This window comes from Clostridia bacterium (assembly GCA_035561135.1).
Taxonomy (GTDB): domain Bacteria; phylum Acidobacteriota; class Terriglobia; order Terriglobales; family Acidobacteriaceae; genus DATMYA01.
In genome coordinates, this window is the sequence record DATMYA010000044.1 from 1 (window position 1) to 19,840 (window position 19,840).

Annotated in this window: 15 protein-coding genes; 11 read left to right on the top strand and 4 right to left on the bottom strand. The window is 57.7% G+C overall.

Annotated elements, in window-relative coordinates:
• The 10 genes from VN622_08205 to VN622_08250 form a co-directional block, all read left to right on the top strand.
• A partial coding sequence (locus VN622_08205) for a CocE/NonD family hydrolase (GenBank protein ID HWR35832.1) occupies nucleotides 1-1,939 on the top strand: 1,939 nt, incomplete at its 5' end.
• Nucleotides 1,940-2,030: 91 nt separating this feature from the next.
• Nucleotides 2,031-2,888 (top strand): alpha/beta hydrolase, encoded by an 858-nt coding sequence (locus VN622_08210; protein HWR35833.1) that lies wholly within the window; start codon nucleotides 2,031-2,033, stop codon nucleotides 2,886-2,888.
• Nucleotides 2,889-3,051: 163 nt separating this feature from the next.
• On the top strand, nucleotides 3,052-4,470 hold the full coding sequence (gene lpdA, locus VN622_08215) for a dihydrolipoyl dehydrogenase (protein HWR35834.1): 1,419 nt from the start codon (nucleotides 3,052-3,054) through the stop codon (nucleotides 4,468-4,470).
• A gap of 271 nt (nucleotides 4,471-4,741) precedes the next feature.
• Nucleotides 4,742-5,557: a lipoyl(octanoyl) transferase LipB gene (lipB, locus tag VN622_08220; GenBank protein HWR35835.1), complete on the top strand. Its 816-nt coding sequence runs from the start codon at nucleotides 4,742-4,744 to the stop codon at nucleotides 5,555-5,557.
• A gap of 117 nt (nucleotides 5,558-5,674) precedes the next feature.
• A complete protein-coding gene (gene pyrH / locus VN622_08225; protein HWR35836.1) occupies nucleotides 5,675-6,391 on the top strand; it encodes a UMP kinase in 717 nt (238 codons plus the stop codon).
• Between the two features lie 135 nt (nucleotides 6,392-6,526).
• Nucleotides 6,527-7,114, top strand: coding sequence for a ribosome recycling factor (gene frr / locus VN622_08230; GenBank protein HWR35837.1), 588 nt, complete (start codon nucleotides 6,527-6,529; stop codon nucleotides 7,112-7,114).
• A 122-nt stretch (nucleotides 7,115-7,236) separates the two neighbouring features.
• Nucleotides 7,237-7,812 carry a hypothetical protein gene (locus VN622_08235; GenBank protein HWR35838.1) on the top strand — a complete coding sequence of 192 codons (576 nt, stop codon included), beginning with the start codon at nucleotides 7,237-7,239 and terminating at the stop codon, nucleotides 7,810-7,812.
• A 334-nt stretch (nucleotides 7,813-8,146) separates the two neighbouring features.
• Nucleotides 8,147-11,035: an outer membrane protein assembly factor BamA gene (gene bamA / locus VN622_08240; protein HWR35839.1), complete on the top strand. Its 2,889-nt coding sequence runs from the start codon at nucleotides 8,147-8,149 to the stop codon at nucleotides 11,033-11,035.
• A gap of 208 nt (nucleotides 11,036-11,243) precedes the next feature.
• Entirely contained in the window at nucleotides 11,244-11,918 is a 675-nt protein-coding gene (locus tag VN622_08245; protein ID HWR35840.1) for an OmpH family outer membrane protein, read from the top strand.
• A gap of 192 nt (nucleotides 11,919-12,110) precedes the next feature.
• Nucleotides 12,111-12,833 carry an energy transducer TonB gene (locus VN622_08250; protein ID HWR35841.1) on the top strand — a complete coding sequence of 241 codons (723 nt, stop codon included), beginning with the start codon at nucleotides 12,111-12,113 and terminating at the stop codon, nucleotides 12,831-12,833.
• A 580-nt stretch (nucleotides 12,834-13,413) separates the two neighbouring features.
• On the opposite strand, the gene lepA is transcribed toward VN622_08250, so the two are convergent.
• Both lepA and treZ read right to left on the bottom strand, forming a co-directional pair.
• Entirely contained in the window at nucleotides 13,414-15,216 is a 1,803-nt protein-coding gene (lepA, locus tag VN622_08255) for a translation elongation factor 4 (protein HWR35842.1), read from the bottom strand.
• A gap of 381 nt (nucleotides 15,217-15,597) precedes the next feature.
• A complete protein-coding gene (gene treZ / locus VN622_08260; protein ID HWR35843.1) occupies nucleotides 15,598-17,385 on the bottom strand; it encodes a malto-oligosyltrehalose trehalohydrolase in 1,788 nt (595 codons plus the stop codon).
• Nucleotides 17,386-17,466: 81 nt separating this feature from the next.
• Here treZ and VN622_08265 point away from each other — a divergent pair, with 81 nt between their 5' ends.
• The gene (locus VN622_08265; protein ID HWR35844.1) at nucleotides 17,467-18,039 is read left to right on the top strand and encodes a Maf family protein; all 573 of its coding nucleotides are present in this window, start codon (nucleotides 17,467-17,469) and stop codon (nucleotides 18,037-18,039) included.
• 66 nt (nucleotides 18,040-18,105) lie between these two features.
• On the opposite strand, the gene tatA is transcribed toward VN622_08265, so the two are convergent.
• Together tatA and VN622_08275 are read right to left on the bottom strand one after the other, a co-directional pair.
• Nucleotides 18,106-18,273 (bottom strand): twin-arginine translocase TatA/TatE family subunit, encoded by a 168-nt coding sequence (gene tatA, locus VN622_08270; GenBank protein HWR35845.1) that lies wholly within the window; start codon nucleotides 18,271-18,273, stop codon nucleotides 18,106-18,108.
• A 343-nt stretch (nucleotides 18,274-18,616) separates the two neighbouring features.
• Nucleotides 18,617-19,792 carry a M20 family metallopeptidase gene (locus VN622_08275; protein HWR35846.1) on the bottom strand — a complete coding sequence of 392 codons (1,176 nt, stop codon included), beginning with the start codon at nucleotides 19,790-19,792 and terminating at the stop codon, nucleotides 18,617-18,619.
• Between the last annotated feature and the right edge of the window lie 48 nt (nucleotides 19,793-19,840).

A 19,840-nucleotide genomic window follows, 5' to 3' on the forward strand; every position in this document is an offset into this window, starting at 1 on the left:
ATCTGCAAAGTCTGCGCTTCGGAGTTATGCGGCGGCGCTGCTCATTATCCTCGGAACCCTTCAGGGCTCCGCTCTTGCGCAAGTTCGCTCAGCGACTGATAGAGACAGGGCCGACAAGGAAAAGGAACGTCAGGCGCAGGTCTCCGATTACATCAAGGCGAACTACACCAAGTACGAGTACCAGGTCCCCATGCGCGACGGAAAAAAGCTATTCACCTCCGTCTACGTGCCCAAGGACAACTCGCAAACCTATCCCATCCTGTTCGATCGCACACCCTACGCCGTCGCTCCTTATGGACCGGACAACTACCGCACGAACCTTGGACCTTCTGAACAGTTAATGCGGTCCGGCTACATCTTCGCCTATCAGGATGTGCGCGGACGCTTCATGTCGGAAGGCGACTTCGTGGAAGTTCGCCCCTTCAACCCTAACAAGAAGGGGACCGACATCGATGAAAGCTCCGATGCCTACGACACCATCGATTTCCTGGTGAAGAACGTGCCCAGGAACAACGGCAAGGTTGGAATGTGGGGCATCTCGTATCCGGGCTTCTACACGGCCATGGGAATGATCGACGCGCACCCCGCACTGAAAGCCGTCTCTCCGCAGGCGCCTATCGCCGATTGGTTCATCGGTGACGACTTCCATCACAACGGCGCATTGTTTATGCCGCATATGTTGCTGTTCGAGGCTGCGTTCGGACTGGCGCGCCCGAAGCCAACGACGAAGTGGCCCGAGCGCCTCGATCCGGGCACGCCTGACGGATACAACTTCTTTCTTGGTCTCGAGCCGCTCAGCAACGTGAACGAAAAATATTTCCACCGCCAGGTCAAATTCTGGGACGAGTTCATTCAGCACCCCAACTACGACGAATTCTGGAAGTCGCGCAGCACCCTGCAACATCTTAAGAACATCAAGCCTGCCGTCCTCATCGTAGGCGGATGGTATGACGCCGAAGACCTCTGGGGCGAAATCCATTCCTACGAAGCGGCTAATCGCCAAAGCCCGCAAGGCGACGTCAAGTTCGTGATGGGCCCATGGTGCCACGGCTGCTGGGGTCGAGGAGAAGGCGAACATCTTGGCTACGTTTGGTTCGGATCAAAAACGAGCGTCTTCTATCGCGAGAACATCGAATTTCCATTCTTCGAGCAGTACCTGAAGGACAGGGGCGATGCCAAGCTGCCGGAAGCCTTCGTTTTCGAAACAGGCTCAAACGAGTGGAAGCAGTACGACGCCTGGCCTCCAAAGCAAGCGAAGCAAACTTCTCTCTACCTGCACGCTAATGGGAAGCTGAGCTTTGATCCGCCGGCGGCGAACGAAGCTTTTGACGAGTACGTAAGCGATCCCGCCAAGCCCGTCCCCTTTTACTCGGAGACGCAGATCGGCATGGCGCAACCTTATATGGTTGACGACCAGCGCTGGGCCGGGCGCCGCACCGATGTTCTTGTCTATCAAACCGACGTTCTCGATCGGGACGTTACTCTCGCTGGGCCGCTCAAGCCGAGCCTTTTCGTCTCCACCACCGGAACGGATTCGGACTTTGTCGTGAAGCTGATCGACGTTTATCCCGATGACACGACCGATACGGACGATAAGAATCCAGCGCACGTCCGCCTCGCGGCCTATCAGCAACTTGTGCGTGGAGAGCCGTTCCGCGGACGCTTCCGAAACAGCTTCGAGAAGCCTGAGCCATTCGAACCCGGCAAGACCACAAAGGTCGAATTCGCAATGCCGGACGTGAATCACACCTTCCGCCGCGGCCACCGCATCATGGTCCAGATTCAGAGCACCTGGTTCCCGCTCGTGGATATCAATCCGCAGAAGTTCGTACCGAACATCTACCTGGCGGCACCGGCGGACTTTCAGAAAGCTACGCAGCGCGTTTACCACGCGACGAACGCCGCCTCGCGCATCAACGTGACGACGCTGCAACCCTAAGGCACGCGCGTAAAGCGCGCAGCAATGGCGAAGGGCAAACCGTCTCGGTTCGCCCTTCGCCGTAACCATCCGTCCACAACAGGAGTGACCGATGACCCGCATAGGCCTATTGTTCGCAACGTTGCTGTTAGCCGTTTCTGGCTTAGCAGCCGATCAGCCTAAGAGTGCGACATTCTCTACAAGCGACGGCGTGAAACTACACTACATAGAAAGTGGCAAGGGCCCCGCCATCGTTTTCATACCCGGTTGGACCATGCCCGCCACCATTTGGCAGCCACAAATTGATTCTCTTTCCCGGAACTATCATGTGGTCGCCCTCGATCCACGCTCACAAGGTGACAGTGACAAGCCAACAGACGGGCACTACCTCGAGCGTCGCGCCCAGGACGTGAAAGAACTTATCAACCACCTCAAACTTGAAAACGTCGTCCTCGTCGGATGGTCTCTCGCGGTACCGGAACTGGTCACCTACGCAAAAAGTTTCGATAACGCGCACACCGCCGGGTACGTTCTCGTTGATGGAATGCTCTGGGACAAACCAGATCCCAAAGCGACCGCCGAGTTCGCCGGGTGGATGACAGAGTTTCAGAAAGCTCGAGTGAAGAGCACGACGGAGTTCGTCCGTAACATGTACAAGAAGCCACATCCGCCCGAATACTTCAAGAGTGTCGAACAGGCTTCCTTTAAAACGCCCTCCAACACCGCGGCCGTACTTATTTACAACATGGCGGCCGTGACCGATTTCAGCCCCGCAATCAGGAAGATCACGGTGCCCGTCATGTTCACCTACACGCCGGACACAAAGTCCAGCGCCGATCTTGTGAAATCACTTATTCCGTCCACACGCCTGGAACTCTTCGAGGACGACGGACACGCGCTTTTTGTCGATAATGCCGAACGTTTCAATCGCGTGCTGGACGAGTTCACCAAGTCAGTACAGCCCAGATAGAACACTTGGGCGGAACTATGCTTGCAGCCTAGTTTTGCAGCGTGCGCCTGCAATGAAGCAAGCCCCGTTCCGCCCAGCGTTTCCCTCCCTTGCCTTGCCTGTTCTACAATTCCCGGTTGACCTTCCTGTTCTGGTGAATCCTAATCAACACTGGAGTACGACTTTGCCTGAGACGATCTATGACGTCGCTATTATCGGGAGCGGTCCTGCGGGTTACACGGCCGCCATCCGCGCCGGTCAGCTCGGATTGAAAACCTGCCTCATCGAGGGAGAGGCCAAACTTGGCGGCACCTGCCTGCACGTCGGCTGCATCCCGACTAAGGCGCTGCTCTTCAATGCCGAAATCTTCGATCACATCAAGGATGCAAAGGAATTCGGGATAGAGGGTGTTGACGGCGCAAAGCTTAACTGGACGACGATTCAGGATCGCAAGAACAAGATCGTCGCTAAGCACGCCAAGGGCCTTGAGTTCCTCATGAAGAAGAACAAGGTCACCGTCATCCCGGGTTGGGGACGCCTCGCCGGCCCAGCGCAAAACGGTGTTCACACCGTTGCGGTCGAGAACGGCGGCAAAAACCAGAACGTCCAGGCAAAAAACATCCTGCTGGCGACGGGCTCTACGGCACGAATGCTGCCCGGGTTGCAGGCCGACGACCGCATTCTCACCAACGTCGAAATCCTGAACCTGAAGCAAATTCCGAAATCGCTGGTCATCATCGGCTCCGGTGCCGTAGGCGTCGAGTTTGGATCGATTTACAAATCCTTCGGCGCGGAAGTCACTATTCTTGAAATGCTGCCGCGCATCGTTCCCGTGGAAGATGAAGAGGTCAGCAAGGAACTTGCGCGCGTTTACCGCAAGCGCGGCATCAACACGCACACCAGCGCGAAGGTGGAGAAAGTCGAACGCACGAAGACGGGCGTAGCCGTTACGTTCGCTGTCGACGGCAAGCCGCAGACCATCGAAGCCGAAAAGTGTCTCATCGCCGTGGGCCGTGCGCCGCGCACGGAAGGCATCGGACTCGACAAGGTGCCGCAGATTAAGGTCGAGCGCGGCTTCATTCACGTTGACGAATGTATGCGCACGGGCGTCCCCGGCATCTATGCTGTCGGCGACATCTGCGCCGGATACCCGCAACTCGCACACGCCGGCAGCATGGAAGGCATTACGGCTGTCACGCAGATCGCTGGAAAGCCCGCCAAGCCCGTGAACAAGAATCGCATTCCCGGCGCCACGTATTGCCATCCTGAAATCGGCAGCGTGGGCCTCACCGAAGCCAAGGCAAGAGAGCTGGGCTACGAGGTGAAGGTCGGCAAGTTCCCATTCACCGCCAACTCGCGCGCATCCATCGTCGGCCAGCACGAAGGCTTCATCAAGGTCGTCGCCGAGGCGAAGTTCGGCGAAGTTCTCGGCGTACACATCATCGGCCCGCAGGCGACCGAGTTGATCATGGAAGCCGTCGCCGCACTCGAACTCGAAGCGCGCGTCGAAGACTTGATGTGGACGATCCACGCGCACCCGACACTCGCCGAAGCAATGGGCGACGCGGTCGCGGGCGTTTATGGAATGTCCATCAACGCGTAAAACTCGTAAAGGCGCATGGCAGGAGACATCCGTGCCATGCGCTAGAGAATTGTGCGTCATCCTGAGGTCGAGGCTTCTAGTGCGGCCGAAGGATCTGCTTTGTTCAGGGTAGCGGCACAGAAAGCAGATCCTTCGCTTTCGCTTAGGATGACCCTCTGTTTTTTGGCGTGACGCGTTTCGCGACGCGCCTCTACTTCGCTGCTTTAGCACTGGGTGAGAGCACGCGGAAGATGATTTAGAATTCCTTTCACGCTTTCGTGGTGAACCGCCTTTGATCTCCGTCGTAAATCTCGGACGTGTTGACTACTCCTCAGCGCAGGAGCTACAGAAAACTCTCGTCGATCTTCGCAAGCAGAATCGCATCTCCGACGTGCTGCTGCTGCTGGAACACACGCCTGTAATCACGCTGGGACGCAACGCCAAAGAAAACAACATCGTTGCTTCCCGGGAGCTTCTGGCAAGCCGAGAAGTTGAGGTCGTCGATTGCGACCGCGGCGGAGACGTGACCTTCCACGGCCCCGGACAGCTTGTCGCATATCCCATCTTCGACCTGCGAGCCTTCCGGGAAAAGATCGGCGCGGTCGAGTTCGTTCGCCGACTTGAAGAAGTCCTCATGCTCACTTGCGCCTTCTACGGCATCGCCACCCAGCGCATCAAGGGCATGACCGGAGTGTGGACCAACGCCGAACCGCCAGCACGCGCGCGGGTGGAGCCGCGCACTAGCAACGCCCCTTGGCCCGAGCGCAAGATTGCCGCCATCGGCGTACACATCTCGCGCGCCGTCACCTCGCACGGGTTCGCGCTCAACGTCAGCACTGACCTCGACTACTTCAACCTCATCGTGCCCTGCGGACTGACCAAACCTGTCACATCCATTGAGTTTGAAACCGGCCAGAATCCATCGCTTGAAGAAGTGATGCCCGTCGTAACTCGACACTTCGGTCAGGTATTTCAGCAACAGGTGCTCTGGGTCGAGTCGCTCAACGACCTGCTTCCCGGCATCGACATCGGCGCTCCGCAGGACACGCCCGCTACCGCGCCCAGGAACCTGCACGAACTTCATGGCGACGACTTATTCAACGTTTAGATTCGTCAAAGAAACCGTGGTTCTTGCGAGTAACGGGCGTTGACTTACTCGGCGCTCTCCTGCGTCACAAAATCGTTTAGACTGGGATTACTGAATTGAAGGACAGAAATCGTCATTATGCCGACGCCCGTTTACAAGCGCATTCTGCTCAAGCTTTCCGGTGAAGCCCTGGCTGCCGGCCAGGGGTTCGGTGTCGATAACACGCGCGTTCACGAGATCGCGGCGGAGATCAAAGACGTTCATTCGCTCGGCATCGAGATGGCCATCGTCGTTGGCGGCGGCAACTTTTTCCGCGGAGTCGCCGAGCAGGCCAAGGAGATGGATCGCGTTTCCGCAGATCACATGGGAATGCTTGCTACGGTCATCAATGCGCTCGCCTTGCAAGATGCCATCGAAAAACAGGGTGTACACACGCGCGTGATGTCGGCCATCGAGATGAACCAGGTTGCCGAACCGTTCATCCGGCGCCGCGCCATGCGCCACCTGGAGAAGGGCCGCGTCGTCGTCTTCGCCGCCGGAACCGGCAATCCATACTTCTCCACCGACACCGCCGCTTCGCTGCGCGCCATGGAGATCAAGGCTGATGTCATCATGAAAGCCACGAAGGTCGATGGCATCTACGACGCCGATCCGGTGCTCGTAAAAGACGCCACCATGTTCCCGGAGATCAGCTACTACGAGGTGCTCAAGAAGGGCCTTCGCGTGATGGACGCCACGGCGATCAGCCTCTGCCGCGAAAACAATCTGCCTATCGTCATCTTCAACCTCAACACCTACGGAAACATCCGTCGCGTGGTGCTGGGCGAAAAGGTCGGATCTCTCGTCACCGCCTGATTTGCGCTGGCTGAACGGTCGAAGCTTTCGCACCCGGTATCGGGACTTGCAAACGGGCGCGTGAGCGTGTCTTCGGGATCGTTGTTTCAGGGTTTATAATCGCTCGTTCAGTACACTTGAAATAGGCGGACAACAATGGCTCAGATCAGCATGGCGGCTGTGCCCGCATTGAAAGAACTGTACGTGCAGCTAAAAACACGTATGGAAAAGGCTGTCGAGGATTTCCGTAAGGAAATGGCCGCAACCCGTACCGGACGCGCCTCCGTACATATGCTCGACAACGTGCAGGTGGACTACTACGGTTCCATGATGCCGCTTAACCAGATTGCGCAGGTACACGCTCCCGAACCACAACTCATCACCGTGCAACCGTTCGATCCCGGCGCACTGGCTGGCATCGAAAAAGCGATTCGCAGCGGGGACCTGGGCCTGAACCCAATGAATGACGGCAAGATCATCCGCGTTCCCGTTCCGGCACTTACCGAAGAACGCCGCAAGGATATGGTTAAACAGCTCCATAAGCTTCTTGAGGAGCATCGCACGGCGGTCCGTAATATACGTCGCGACGGCAACGACGCAATCAAGAAGATCATGAAGGACAAGAAGATCTCCGAGGACGAAGAGCGCGGTGCGATGGAACAAATCCAGAAGCTCACGGACGACGAAATCAAGCGCATGGAAGAAATGAGCAAGGTGAAGGAAAAGGAAGTGATGCAGGTCTGATCGCTTCTTGAGTTGCTTGAGTTCTTAAAGGAAGGCGCGCTGCGGCGCGCCTTTGCTTCTGCTTACGAAAAGTGGCCGTCTGCGTCTGAGTTTCCCGGAGGAAAAATCGTGAGCCTTGGAAAGTGGTGTTCCGTTGTTTCTTCTGTTTGCTGTTGGCCCTGGCCGCCGCTGCGCAGCAACCACTGCGTGTGCCTGCGGGTGAGTTCATCATGATGGATGGGAATCTCGATGCCACGGAGTGGAAAGATGCGGCGCGCATGCCGCTTGGAGATTTCGCGCGACTATACGTCAAGCAAACGGACGGATACGTGTGGCTTGCAGTGGAATTATTGAAGAGCGACACGGGCACGCTTGATCTCTATCTCTCGCCAGGCGAAAACAAGGTGTATAACCTGCACGCTTCGGCCAAACTGGGAGAGCGCTTCCTGACGACTGGTGTCTGGCCTGAAGAGTGGCACTGGTGGAACAACACTGGCTGGGTTGCGAACGTCTCGCGCGTTGATGCCTGGGACAAGCGCACCTTCATGCCGGAGAAGGTTCGCGAGTATCAGATATCGCGAGCGCGATTCCCCGGCAGCGAATGGCGAGTCATGTTGGAAATCATGACGCCGGCTAAACCCTCGTGGCAGACAACGGCTTTTCCTGCGGGCGCTAACAACACTGATCCAAAGGACTGGATCAGGCTGCGGCTTGACTAATCTCGTCAGACGTCAGGTCAGGCATCAGCCGTCACGAGACCTGAATCTACAGGTGGGTACCTGAGCCGCTGCTTCCTGCTTGTCGAGTGCAGGGACTGAAGGCCTGCTCCGATCAAAGTCCGGATCGGTTTTCGATTGAAAGAACGGTAGCTTCAACTTCGGACCGAGCTTCGGGACTTTCAAAAGCGTAGCCGAGTGACTCTGCTCTGGTCGGCGCGCATAGCCGAAACTTGGTCAACTTTTGCGGGTTCGATTTGTTATGGGACTTCCAGGCGGGTGCCGCTTGTGGTATTCCGGACGCTAGTTCCGTATAATCAACGTTTCCGCACTCCAAGTGTCTGAGGGTGTTCCCATTACCGGCATTCATCACGTCAATGCTGTGCCTGCCGTCGGTTGCAATCCGCGCCGAAATCGCAAGATTGCATTCCTACTCTGCCTCTTCGTGCTGCTCTGCTGCGGTTTGGCATTTGCGCAGCAGGGTGTGGTCGAGGAAGTCATCATCCACGGCAACCGGCGCATCCCGGCCGACACCATCCGTGCACGACTGTTCACTCGTCCAGGTGATGTGTATGACCAGCCCGGGATCGAGCGTGACTTCAACTCGCTATGGAATACCGGCTACTTCGACGATTTGCGCATCGAGCGCGAAGAAACGCCTAAGGGCTGGCGTTTGCACGTTTACGTCAAAGAGAAGCCGACGATCCGCGAGATCAAGTACGACGGACTGAAGTCAGTTTCTCAGTCCGATGTGCTTGAGAAGTTCAAGGAGCGCAAGGTTGGACTGACACAGGAAAGTCAGTATGACCCGACCCGCGTCAAGAAGGCCGAAGTCGTCCTGAAAGAACTGCTTGCCGCTCGCGGACGCCAGTTCGCCACCATTCGCACGGAAATCAAGCCGATTCCTCCCGCCGCCGTCAGTGTCAGCTTCATCGTCAAGGAAGGCACGAAGGTTAAGGTCGGCAACATCCGCTTTGAAGGCAACAAGAAAGTCAGCAGCCGATTCCTCCGTAGCGCGATGAGGAACTCGCGACCCATCGGCATTCCGCACAGCATCATCCTCGAGAGCCTGTTCGCCAAGACCTTCGACGCCACCAAGCTGAGCGAAGATGCCGAACGCGTGCGCGTTGCCTATCAGGAGAAGGGCTACTTCAAGGCGCTCGTGCAGGATCCCAAAACGAAGATCCGCGACGCTGGCGGCGTGAGATGGTATTTCCCCTTCAAGGCAAACAATGGGAAAGTCGTAGATATTACGGTTCCTGTCGAGGAAGGCGAGCGCTTCCACCTGAAAGAGATCAACTTCAGCGGTAACAAGGCCATCACCAACACTGCCTTGTTGCGCAGGTTGTTCAAGATGAAGGAAGGCGACCTTTTCAACACTTCCTTAGTTCGCAAGGGCCTCGACGAACTTCGCAAGGCATACGGTTCGCTCGGCTACATCAACTTCACTTCGGTTCCGAACACCGTAATCGATGACGAGAAAAAGCAGATTACCATCAACGTCGACGTCGACGAGGGAAAGCCGTTCTATGTTCGCCGTATAGAGTTTGCGGGGAACAGTACCACGCGCGACAAGGTCATCCGCCGCGAGTTGGCGTTGGAAGAAGGCCAGGTTTACAACTCGCAACTGTGGGAACTGAGCCTGCTGCGCCTCAATCAGTTGAATTATTTCGAGCCGCTCAAGCCTGAAGAGGATTCCGAAGTTCACCAGAACAATCAGGAAAGCACGGTCGATATCACGCTCAAGGTCAAGGAGAAGGGCAAGAACTCCATCGGCCTGACTGGCGGTGTCAGCGGTCTTGCCGGTTCGTTCATCGGCTTGAATTACGAAACCAATAACTTCCTCGGCATGGGAGAAACCTTACACGTGGAAGCGAACGTTGGCAGCCGCGAGCGCAACCTTGTGTTCGGATTCACCGAACCGTACATGTTCGATCGTCCGCTCCAGTTCGGATTCACGGTCTTCACCCGCAAGTACAACTACGACCAGGCAAAGGAAGCGGAGATTTCCAGCAACCAACAGCTCAATCTTCCGCAATCATTCCTGGAGTCCTTGCAGAATTTCACGCAGTCATCGACCGGCTTCACCGTATCCGCCAGTTATCCGCTGCATCGTTCGTTCAAGCGTGTCGGCTTAACGTATTCGCTGGACACCTCATCGGTCGAAGTCTTCACGGACGCATCACGCGGATATTTCGAGGCCCTCGCGTTCCGCGGCATTTCCGGCCCAGACTCCTTGAAGGGCGTAATCACCAGCAAGTTCGTTCCGACGTTCAGCTTCAGCACAATCGATAACCCGATGCGTCCGCACAGCGGCCACAGCCTGTTCCTCGGCACGGACATTTCCGGACTCGGCGGCAACGTACAGATGCTGCGTCCCGTCATGGAGTACAAGCGCTTCATGCCGATGAAGGGGATCCACTTTGCCGACGCTCAGACAGGTCAGCAGACGCTCGGCATCCGCCTCCAGAGCACGTTTGTGACAGGCTATGCGGGCAGAGTGGCGCCTCCGTTCGAGCGGATGTACACCGGCGGCGACAACGATATTCGCGGTTTCGATATCCGCTCCATCTCGCCAGTCGCGTTCCTGGTGGATAGCGTTAGCATGCCGTTGACCAACCCTGACGGTTCTGTGGTGCCGATCGATCCGAGTAACCCGCGTCGTGGCAGCGTCACCGTTCCTATCCCGGTTCATCGCCTCGTATTCCCCGGCGGCGACACCAGCATCGTGGGCAACGTCGAGTACCGAGTTCCCATCGCAGGTCCGGTCACGCTGGCCGCCTTCGTCGATAGCGGTATGAATTTCGTGTTGCGCAACTCGCAACTCCGGTTGAGCGACGTTCAGGTCAATAACCTGAACAACACTCCGTTCGGCTGCCCTGTGATCGCACCCGGCAGTTTCACTTGTGGCGGCACTCAGAACTTGACGTTCCAGCGCGAACTAACGCCGCTGAGCAAGACGAATTACATTCCCCGCATGTCGACCGGATTAGAACTTCAGGTCATCATGCCTGTCGTCAACGCGCCGTTCCGCATCTACTATGCGTACAATCCCTTGCGGCTCGACACGTTTGCGACACCTCCGTCTCAGTTCAATCGGTCAATGTTCCCTGTAGGCGCAGCAGGCGATTTCACGTTCCAGCAGGCGCAGGCACTCTACGGCTCGGCCTTCATGCTGAGAGAACCAAGAAAGACGGTGCGCTTCACGGTCAGCACCACGTTCTAAGTTATTCTGATCGGGCCTTGGAAGACGTCATCAACATAGCTTTAGATTGTTTGGTTTGACGCTTGCAGGCCCTAATTCTATAATTCGTACTCCGAAGCCAATGAAATTTTTTGGTTGGGCATGAACGGCTGATTCTCTGCCGAGCGCCCCATTCCTGAAAGGTTTCTGAGGATTCACACGGAAGCTCCCAAGGAGTGAAAGCAACTCAATGACACACAAGCTCGCTCGTTTCATCCCGGTTCTTGCGCTCGTTCTTTCTATCTCAGCGGTCGCGCAGACGGGCACCGCAGCACCCGCCGCCGCACCCGTTGCTGGGCCGGCCAAAGTCGGTATCATCAACGTGCAGGCCGCCATCGTCAGCACCAACGAAGGCCAGCGCGATTTCCAGGGTTTGCAGAAGAAATTTGATCCCAAGCGCACGGAAATCGAGGGCCTCGGCAAGCAGGTTGACGATCTGAAGAAACAGCTCAGCGCACAAGGCGACAAGCTAAACGACGACGCCCGTGCTCAACTCGTCAAGCAGATCGAGCAGAAGCAGAAAGTACTTCAGCGCGAATACGAAGACGCCAACAACGAACTGCAGGCGCAGCAGAACGAGATCGCCAGTCGCATCGGCCAGAAGATGATGCAGATGCTTGAGAAGTATGCTCGTGAAAACGGCTACACAGTTGTACTCGATGCAGGCTCGCAGCAGAGCTCGGTCCTGTGGGCCACCCAAGCCGCGGACATTACACAGGCCATCGTCGATTCGTACAACGTTGAGTCCGGCGTTCCTGCTCAGCCTCGCCCCGCTGGCGCTCCTGCGGCAGGCACGGCGGCTCCGAAGACCGCGACTCCTCCGGCGCGTCCGGCTGGTGCTGCGACCAAGCCTACGCCGAAGTAAATTCGCACATTCTGTTCTATTGACTAGGCCGCCCCGACCGGGCGGCCTTTCGTTCTTGATCTTGTTTGACTCCTGACGCCGCATACCTGTGATTTGTTCCCTGTGCGCGGTCTTTATATTTTTCGCCACCCTCCTGAAATCCGACCGTTGCCGGTGTCCATTCTCAGTACAAGCGACGTACGGAGGTGGACGATGTTCGACAACGCTGTTTTCGATACGCTCGAAACCACTCCCCACAATCGGACGTGGACGACGATGGCGTCATTCGCGCTGCAAGGGATTGGCATCGGAGTGCTCGTGCTCATGCCACTCATCTACACGGAAGCCCTGCCAAAATTGCGGATCGCCGAAGCGCCGTCCGCACCGCCTGCGCCTCGCCGGCCGCAGGCAGCCGAAGTTGTCCCTGTCCCGGCAACGTTGCGCCATGCCAGCCAGTTTGTGGAAGGCGCGCTCGTCGAACCGCGCTGGATCCCGAAACACGCCCAATACTTCAACGATCCGCCGCCGCCAGCACCGGGTGGCGATGGCATCGGCGTTCCGTATGGCCTGGGGACGCCAGACGCCAGGCAGAGCGCAGCTTTGCGCAACATCCTTGCCCTTAACGTTGCACCGGCCGTTGCCCCGACGGTGGTGCGTCCGCGGCCATCCGTACTGTTGCAGGGCAACCTCGTCCGTCGCATCGAACCTGCATATCCGGCGAAGGCTCGCCTCGCACGCGTGCAGGGTCCGGTGCTGCTTGCCGCCGTCATCGATGCCGACGGTAACATTGCGAACTTGAAAGTAATCAGCGGACACCCGTTCCTGGCTGAGGCCGCGCTCGACGCCGTCCGCCAGTGGCGCTACCGCCCGTACGTTCTCAATGGCGTGCCCATCGAAGTCGAAACGCAGATCACTGTTGTGTTCACCCTGCGCTGAGCAAGCTCCCGCCGTGCTCTTCCTCAGCGTTCTTCCGGATTCAGGAGGCGCCTCATCGCAGGCGCCTTTTTTTGGTTCCAAATCAGTACTTGAATCTGTTCCCAACGAACTTGAGTTGCTTCAAATATGTGGCAGCTTCGGTGGGGAAGAAATTACGCAATGCGGAGACGCAGTTTTTACGCGCCCTGCAAACTGCGCCGCCAGAAATTCCCCTGTTCCGATCTGGCACGCCTGTGGAAAATTTTGTGGAATACGCAGAGGTGCTCCGCCAGACAGCTCGCCACGGAGCCCTGAGATGTCCTTTGGCAGGCTAGGGAAAGCCATGAAGCCACTGCGTTTTCAGCGATTTGCGATATTACGGTTTTTGTTGTTGACGAGAGGATTGTTGTCTGCGAGAGAAACGTTCTAAAGAGAGTTTTGCACACCTATCACCTTAGACAGCGACTTGAACTCTCCTGTGCCTCGGACCGTAGATGCCGAGTTTTCAGCAGCTTAGGATGTAGAAATTGCAGAAATCTGAAGGTCGATGCCGGTTGGAAAGACGACAGTATTTACGCCGAAGTTAACTAATTGAAGTTAACTAATCTTCCCCAACGCGAAGCACCGCCAGGAACGCTTCCTGCGGAATGTCCACTTTGCCGATACGCTTCATCCGCTTCTTGCCTTCCTTCTGTTTCTCCAGCAGCTTGCGCTTGCGCGAGATGTCGCCGCCGTAACACTTCGCAATTACATTTTTGCGAATAGCGCCGACAGTTTCGCGCGCGATGACCTTGGCGCCGATCGCGGCTTGTATGGCGACCTCGAACATCTGTCGCGGGATCAACTCCCGCATCTTGGAGACGAGCGACCGGCCACGCTCATAAGCGAAATCCTTGTGCACGATGATCGACAGGGCATCCACGGCTTCGCCCGCGACCAGTATGTCCAGCTTCGTCATCGCCGATTCCCACATGCCTGAGAGGTGGTAATCGAGCGAAGCGTATCCGCGAGAAACCGTCTTCAGCTTGTCGTAGAAATCGAGCACGATTTCATTCAACGGCAGTTCGTAGGTCAGCATCACGCGCGTTGCGCTCACATATTCGAAGTTCTTCTGCTTGCCGCGCTTCTCTTCCACAAGCTTCAGAATGCCGCCAACGTATTCCTCGTTTGTGAGGATCGTCGCCATAATGATCGGCTCTTCGATTTTGGCGATGTAGCTCTGCTCTGGCCACTTGGATGGATTATCCACCTCGACGACCGAGCCATCCGTCAGCGTTACGCGAAAGCGAACGCCGGGGGCGGTTACGATGAGGTCCAGGTTGTACTCGCGCTCCAGGCGCTCCTGGATGATCTCCATGTGCAACAGGCCAAGGAAGCCGCAGCGGAAGCCAAACCCCAGCGCCACAGAGCTTTCCGGTTCGAAGAAGAATGAGGCATCGTTCAGCCGAAGTTTTTCGAGCGCCTCACGTAGCAGCGTGTGCTCGTGTGCATCCACCGTGTAGAGGCCCGCGAAGACCATCGGCTTCAGCTCTTCGAAGCCCGGAAGCGGTTCGATTGCCGGACGCGCATCGTCCGTGATCGTGTCGCCAATCTTCGTGTCGGCAACATTCTTCAGGTTGGCAAACAGGAACCCGACTTCTCCGGCTTCGAGCTTGTCGATCTCGACAGGTTTAGGCGATTGCACGCCCACGGTTTCCACGTCGAAGGATTTGCCGTTCGACCAGAGCCGGATCTTCTGCCCCTTGTACAGCGTGCCCTGGAAGACGCGCGCCAGCACGCCAACGCCTCGATACGGATCGAACCAAGAGTCGAAGATGAGGGCCTGTAGCGGCAGGTCCGGCTTGCCCTTGGGGGGTGGGATGCGCTGCACGATGGCCTCTAGAACATCTTCTACGCCCAGACCGGTCTTCGCGCTGATCGGCAATGCATCCGTCGCATCCAGCCCGACAGCGCTTTCAATCATTTCCTTCGTGCGCTCGATGTCCGCGCTCGGCAAGTCGATCTTGTTGATGACCGGAACGATCTCAAGCCCGTGATTGATAGCCAGGTAAGAGTTCGCCAGCGTCTGCGCTTCCACGCCCTGCGTCGCATCAACGACCAGCAGAGCGCCTTCGCAAGATGCCAGCGCACGAGACACTTCATAGGAGAAGTCCACGTGTCCAGGCGTATCGATCAGGTTCAGTTGATACATCTGGCCGTCCCGCGCCTTGTAGTTCATGCGGACGGCATGGGCCTTGATGGTGATTCCGCGCTCGCGCTCCAGGTCCATGTCATCCAGCACCTGTTCCTGCATCTCGCGGGCGGTCAACGCACCCGTCAGCTCAAGCATGCGGTCGGCAAGCGTGCTCTTCCCATGGTCGATATGGGCAATGACGGCGAAATTCCGGATGTATGCGCGATCCATGTCCTACGTATTCTGTTCGGTTTCGAATGGCGGCGCGCCGAAAAGGCGCTGCCCACGATCGGGTAGTCGCAAACGCCGATCATGCCCCAGCACACGTCGAACTGCGGTACTGGGCTGGAATGGGACTGGCTTGATTGTAGCATCCAGCGCGCGTTATCACTTTGCGCCGGAAGGCGGCAACCTTTTTACTAAGTCGCTTAGCTGCTGAATCGCTGAGTCGCTTGGCTACCGCAAAATCGCGTTCTCCTGAGAGCGTAAGCCCGAGTCGAAGGATACTTTTTGGCTTTGTGCTGATCGTAGGGTCCTTCGACTCCGCGGCGCTCCGCTCAGAGAAGGAAGACAACTCAGCTTGACGCTTTGGCAGTTCAGTAGCTTAGGAGCTCAGCAGCTTCGTAGCCGCTGGAACACTCGCACGGCATAACCGTCTTCGTCGCTCGCAAAGGCCTGTCGCCAGCATTTTCCGGGATCATAATTCGCCTCACCTCGGAATCTCGCCACGACCAGGATTTTAGGCTCGTCCCTGGGCACCTGCATCACCAACTCGTCTTCGCGAAACTCGGCAGCGCACGTACGTTCGCCGTGAGCAATATGACGCCGGCGCAATGCAAGCAACTGCCGATACCAGCGCAACATGTCGTTCTCATCCGTTGCCAAATCCCAGTGCAGGCGCGAGCGCTCGAAGGTCGAAGCATCCTGCGGATCAGGAACATCGTCCCACTTGAAGGCCTTGAATTCCTTTCGACGCCCTTCGCTCACAGCCTGCTGGAGATTCGGATCGCCGAAGTCGGTGAAGAATTGAAACGGCGAGGGTTCATCGTATTCCTGCCCCATAAACAGCAGAGGGGTTTGCGGCGCGAGCAGCAGTAGCGCGGCGGCAAGCTTGCGCGCCCCCCGCGGCACCAGATGATTCAGGCGCTCGCCCCTGGCGCGATTCCCGACTTGATCGTGATTTTGAATGGAGATGATGTGCTTCGGCAGCGGAATCCCCACAGCCGAAGTGCCGCGAACGTCGCTCCAGTAGTGGAAGAACTCTCCCTGGAAGACGAAGCCTTCGTTCAGCGCGCGCGCAATCTGTTTTTTGTTTCCGAAATCCTGGTAATAGCCTTCGCGTTCGCCCGTCAGGTACGCGTGCAGTGCGTGATGGAAATCGTCGCTCCAGACGGCGTCCAGCCCATAGCCGCCTTTCTCGGCGGGCAGTACGTAGCGCGAATCGTTCTCGTCGGTTTCAACCGTCACACAAACAATCCGCCCTAGTTCGCGAGCCAGCGCCTGCACATTTTGCTGAATTTCGGCTGTGATGTGCAGCGGCGAATCATCCTTGATTGTCTGCACCGCATCCAGCCGTAGTCCGTCGAGATGGTATTCGCGAATCCAGTACAGCGCGTTATCCACGATGAAGCGGCGCACGCCTTCACAGCCATCGTCGTCGTAATTCACGGCTTCGCCCCAGGGCGTCTGGTGCTTCGCCGTGAAGTACGGGCCGAACATCCGCAAATAATTGCCCTCATTACCCAGGTGGTTGTAGACAACGTCGAGCATGACGCCAAGGCCTTCACGGTGTGCTGCGTCCACAAAGCGTTTGAACGCATCCGGCCCTCCGTAGCTCGCCTGCACTGCGTACAGCCCCACCCCGTCGTATCCCCAGTTGCGCTTTCCAGGAAACGCATTCACCGGCATAACTTCGATGATCGAAACGCCGAGTTGCTTGAGATAACTCAGCTTTTCGATTGCTGTGTCGAACGTGCCCTCGGACGTGAACGTGCCGATATGCAGTTCGTAGATGACGTAGTCCCGCAGTTCGCGACCGCGCCAGTCGTGATCTGTCCAGCGGAACGTGCCCGGCTCCACTATTTCCGTCGGCCCGTGCACTCCCTCCGGAAGCAGCCGCGACACCGGATCGGGCACCGGTTTCTGATCGTTCACCATGTAGAAGTAGCGGTCGCCCGGGCGCGCGTCGATTCCCGTCAGCGCCCACGTATCCATGTCCACCAGTTCGGAGAGGTCCGGCAGGCCGAAATCCGCTGAGCCCAGCCGCCGCATAGAAATGTCCTCGGCGTCACAGCGCCCTGCCCGCATCAGTCGCAAAACGACCTTCTGTGCCGCAGGCACCCACACGCGGAACTCCACCTCGCGGCCGCGCACAATCGCGCCGTTCATCGTGCTTTGCACTTCGGTGCTCACGCTCGTGAGACGAGACCCGCACCGGCAAGGATGTATGGATGTAAACGAGGGCGGTACAATCGCTGCCGTATGCTCATCCTGGCCTCCGCCTCACCACGCCGCTCCGAACTGCTGCGCAATGCCGACATCGCTTTCCAGGTCAAACCAGCGCACGTGCCTGAAGTCGCCGATTCCGGCGAAGCGCCGTTGGCGTATGCAAAGCGACTCGCGCGCGATAAGGCACGGGCCATCTCCGCCGCGCACCGCTCAGACTTCGTCCTCGGCGCAGATACCGTCGTCATCGTGGACGAACACCTGCTCGAGAAGCCGCGCCACGCCGACGACGCAGCGCGCATGTTGCGCTTGCTCTCGGGACGCGTTCACCAGGTCACAACCGGCGTCTGCCTCATTGGCCCGGCGGAGGATGGGAATTCGTTCGAGGACGTCCGCTCCGCAACAACAGAGGTGACGTTTAACCACCTTAGCGACGACGACATTCGCGCCTACATCTCGAGCGGCGAACCCATGGACAAAGCTGGCGCTTATGCCATTCAGGGCATAGCCTCTCGTTGGATTCCGCGCATAGACGGCTGCTACTTCAACGTTGTCGGACTGCCGGTGCCGCTCGTCTTCGCCATGCTGCGAGAGCGCCTGGCCATCTGAGCGTTGTGCAAAAGCGAACGCCCCACAGTAGGGGCGTTACAGATCAAAGCTCGTGCCAATCGACGTTTAGGCCTTCTTGTCGGTCTCGCCGTCGCCGTCTTTCACAGCGCTCTTGAAGTTGCGGATTCCATCGCCAAGACCTTTTCCCAATTCCGAGAGCCGACCCGGCCCGAAGATCAGGAGCGCGATCGCGAGGATGATAAGGATTTCGGGCAGTCCGATTTTGCCAAACATACGACCTCCAATTTAGTGCAGGCCCATCAAGTCGCTGCCGGGGTTGTGCCGCACAACAAATATATACGCCGCTCCTCCAAACTCACATGGAGTGTTTCAGCAACGGCGCGCTCCCTAGGCTTAATACATAGTCTAGGTCAGCTTGCGGCGCGAGTCAAAGGAACTGCTACTCACGAGGCCAGGCATCAGACGCCGGACCTTGGACGTCAAACGCGAGACATCAGACATTAAACGTCGACGGCTCGCAAGCAGACTACGAAGACCCTGATTCGGAATCTTATCTCTGATCAAGAACAACCGCAGCGTAAACTCAGGCAAGCTTCATGCCTGTGTAAAGACTCGCTTACATGCTTTCCAGGAGCCGGGCCAACAGCGCTGCCCTGCGTGGAATATCCGCTACTATCACGTGTTCGTGCTTGGCGTGCGCACCGTCGCCGACCGCTCCAAGGCCATCGAGAGTAGGAATACCGATACCGGCGGTGAAGTTTCCGTCGGAACCGCCGCCTACCGAGGTTTCGGCCAATTCAAAGCCAAGCTCGGCTGCCAATCCCCGCGCTTTGCCGTAGAGCGCAGCCACCCCGTTGGTCCGCTCGAAAGGTGCTCGGTTCAGCCCGCCTGCAACCTCGATCGTGCAACGCTTATCGAACGGCCGCAGGTGGCGCAACTTACGATCCAGAGCTCGACCATCGCGCATGGTTGCAACGCGCACATCGATCTCGGCTTCAGCCGAAGCCGCCACGACGTTCGTGCGCGTGCCTCCGCGCACAAGCCCCGGATTCACAGTGGTTCCGCACTTCAGATCCGTGAACTGCACCACCTCGACTAACTGCCGCGCCAGTTCCGTGATTGCGCTGGCACCCTTCTCGAAGTCCAGTCCAGCGTGGGCTGCGCGCCCTGTCACCTTGATCGTGTAATTGCCGACGCCTTTGCGCGCCGTCTTGCACGCGCCTCTCGCTCCCGCCGCCGGCTCCAGCACGAGCACGGCATCGCAACCCGTCGCCAGCTTTTCCGTGACCGCTCGCGATGCCACGCTCCCCACCTCTTCGTCAGTGTTCAGCAGCACCGTCACAGGACATGGCAGCCGACCACTAACTTCCTTCAGCGCGCGAAGTGCGTACAGCATCTGTGCGATGCCGGCTTTCATGTCGAAGACTCCGGGCCCGTAGATACGCCCGCCGCGCTCACGCCACGGCATGACCGAAAGGGTTCCCAGTTCATACACGGTATCGATGTGCCCCAGCAGCAGCACCCGGCCGCGTTTCGCTTTCGTGACGAAGTCCGCTTGCAGAAGGTTGCCGAATTCCCGTTGCCTGTGCAGGCGCACTCGTCCTCCTGCGCTATCCAGTTCCGCCGCGACGAACTCGCCTAGCGCATCGACTGCGTGCTTACTACTGCTCGGCGATTCGCGCACGACCAGCTCGCGCGTTAGCGCAACCATCTCGCTGCGCCGCTGCACCAGCCACTTCAACAGCGCTTGCTCATGCGCCGCATCGGCAGTCACGCTCTTCGCCTTCGTCATTTGATAACCCGTCCTTCGCGGTCGTTCGCCGTTACGCGTGTATAATTT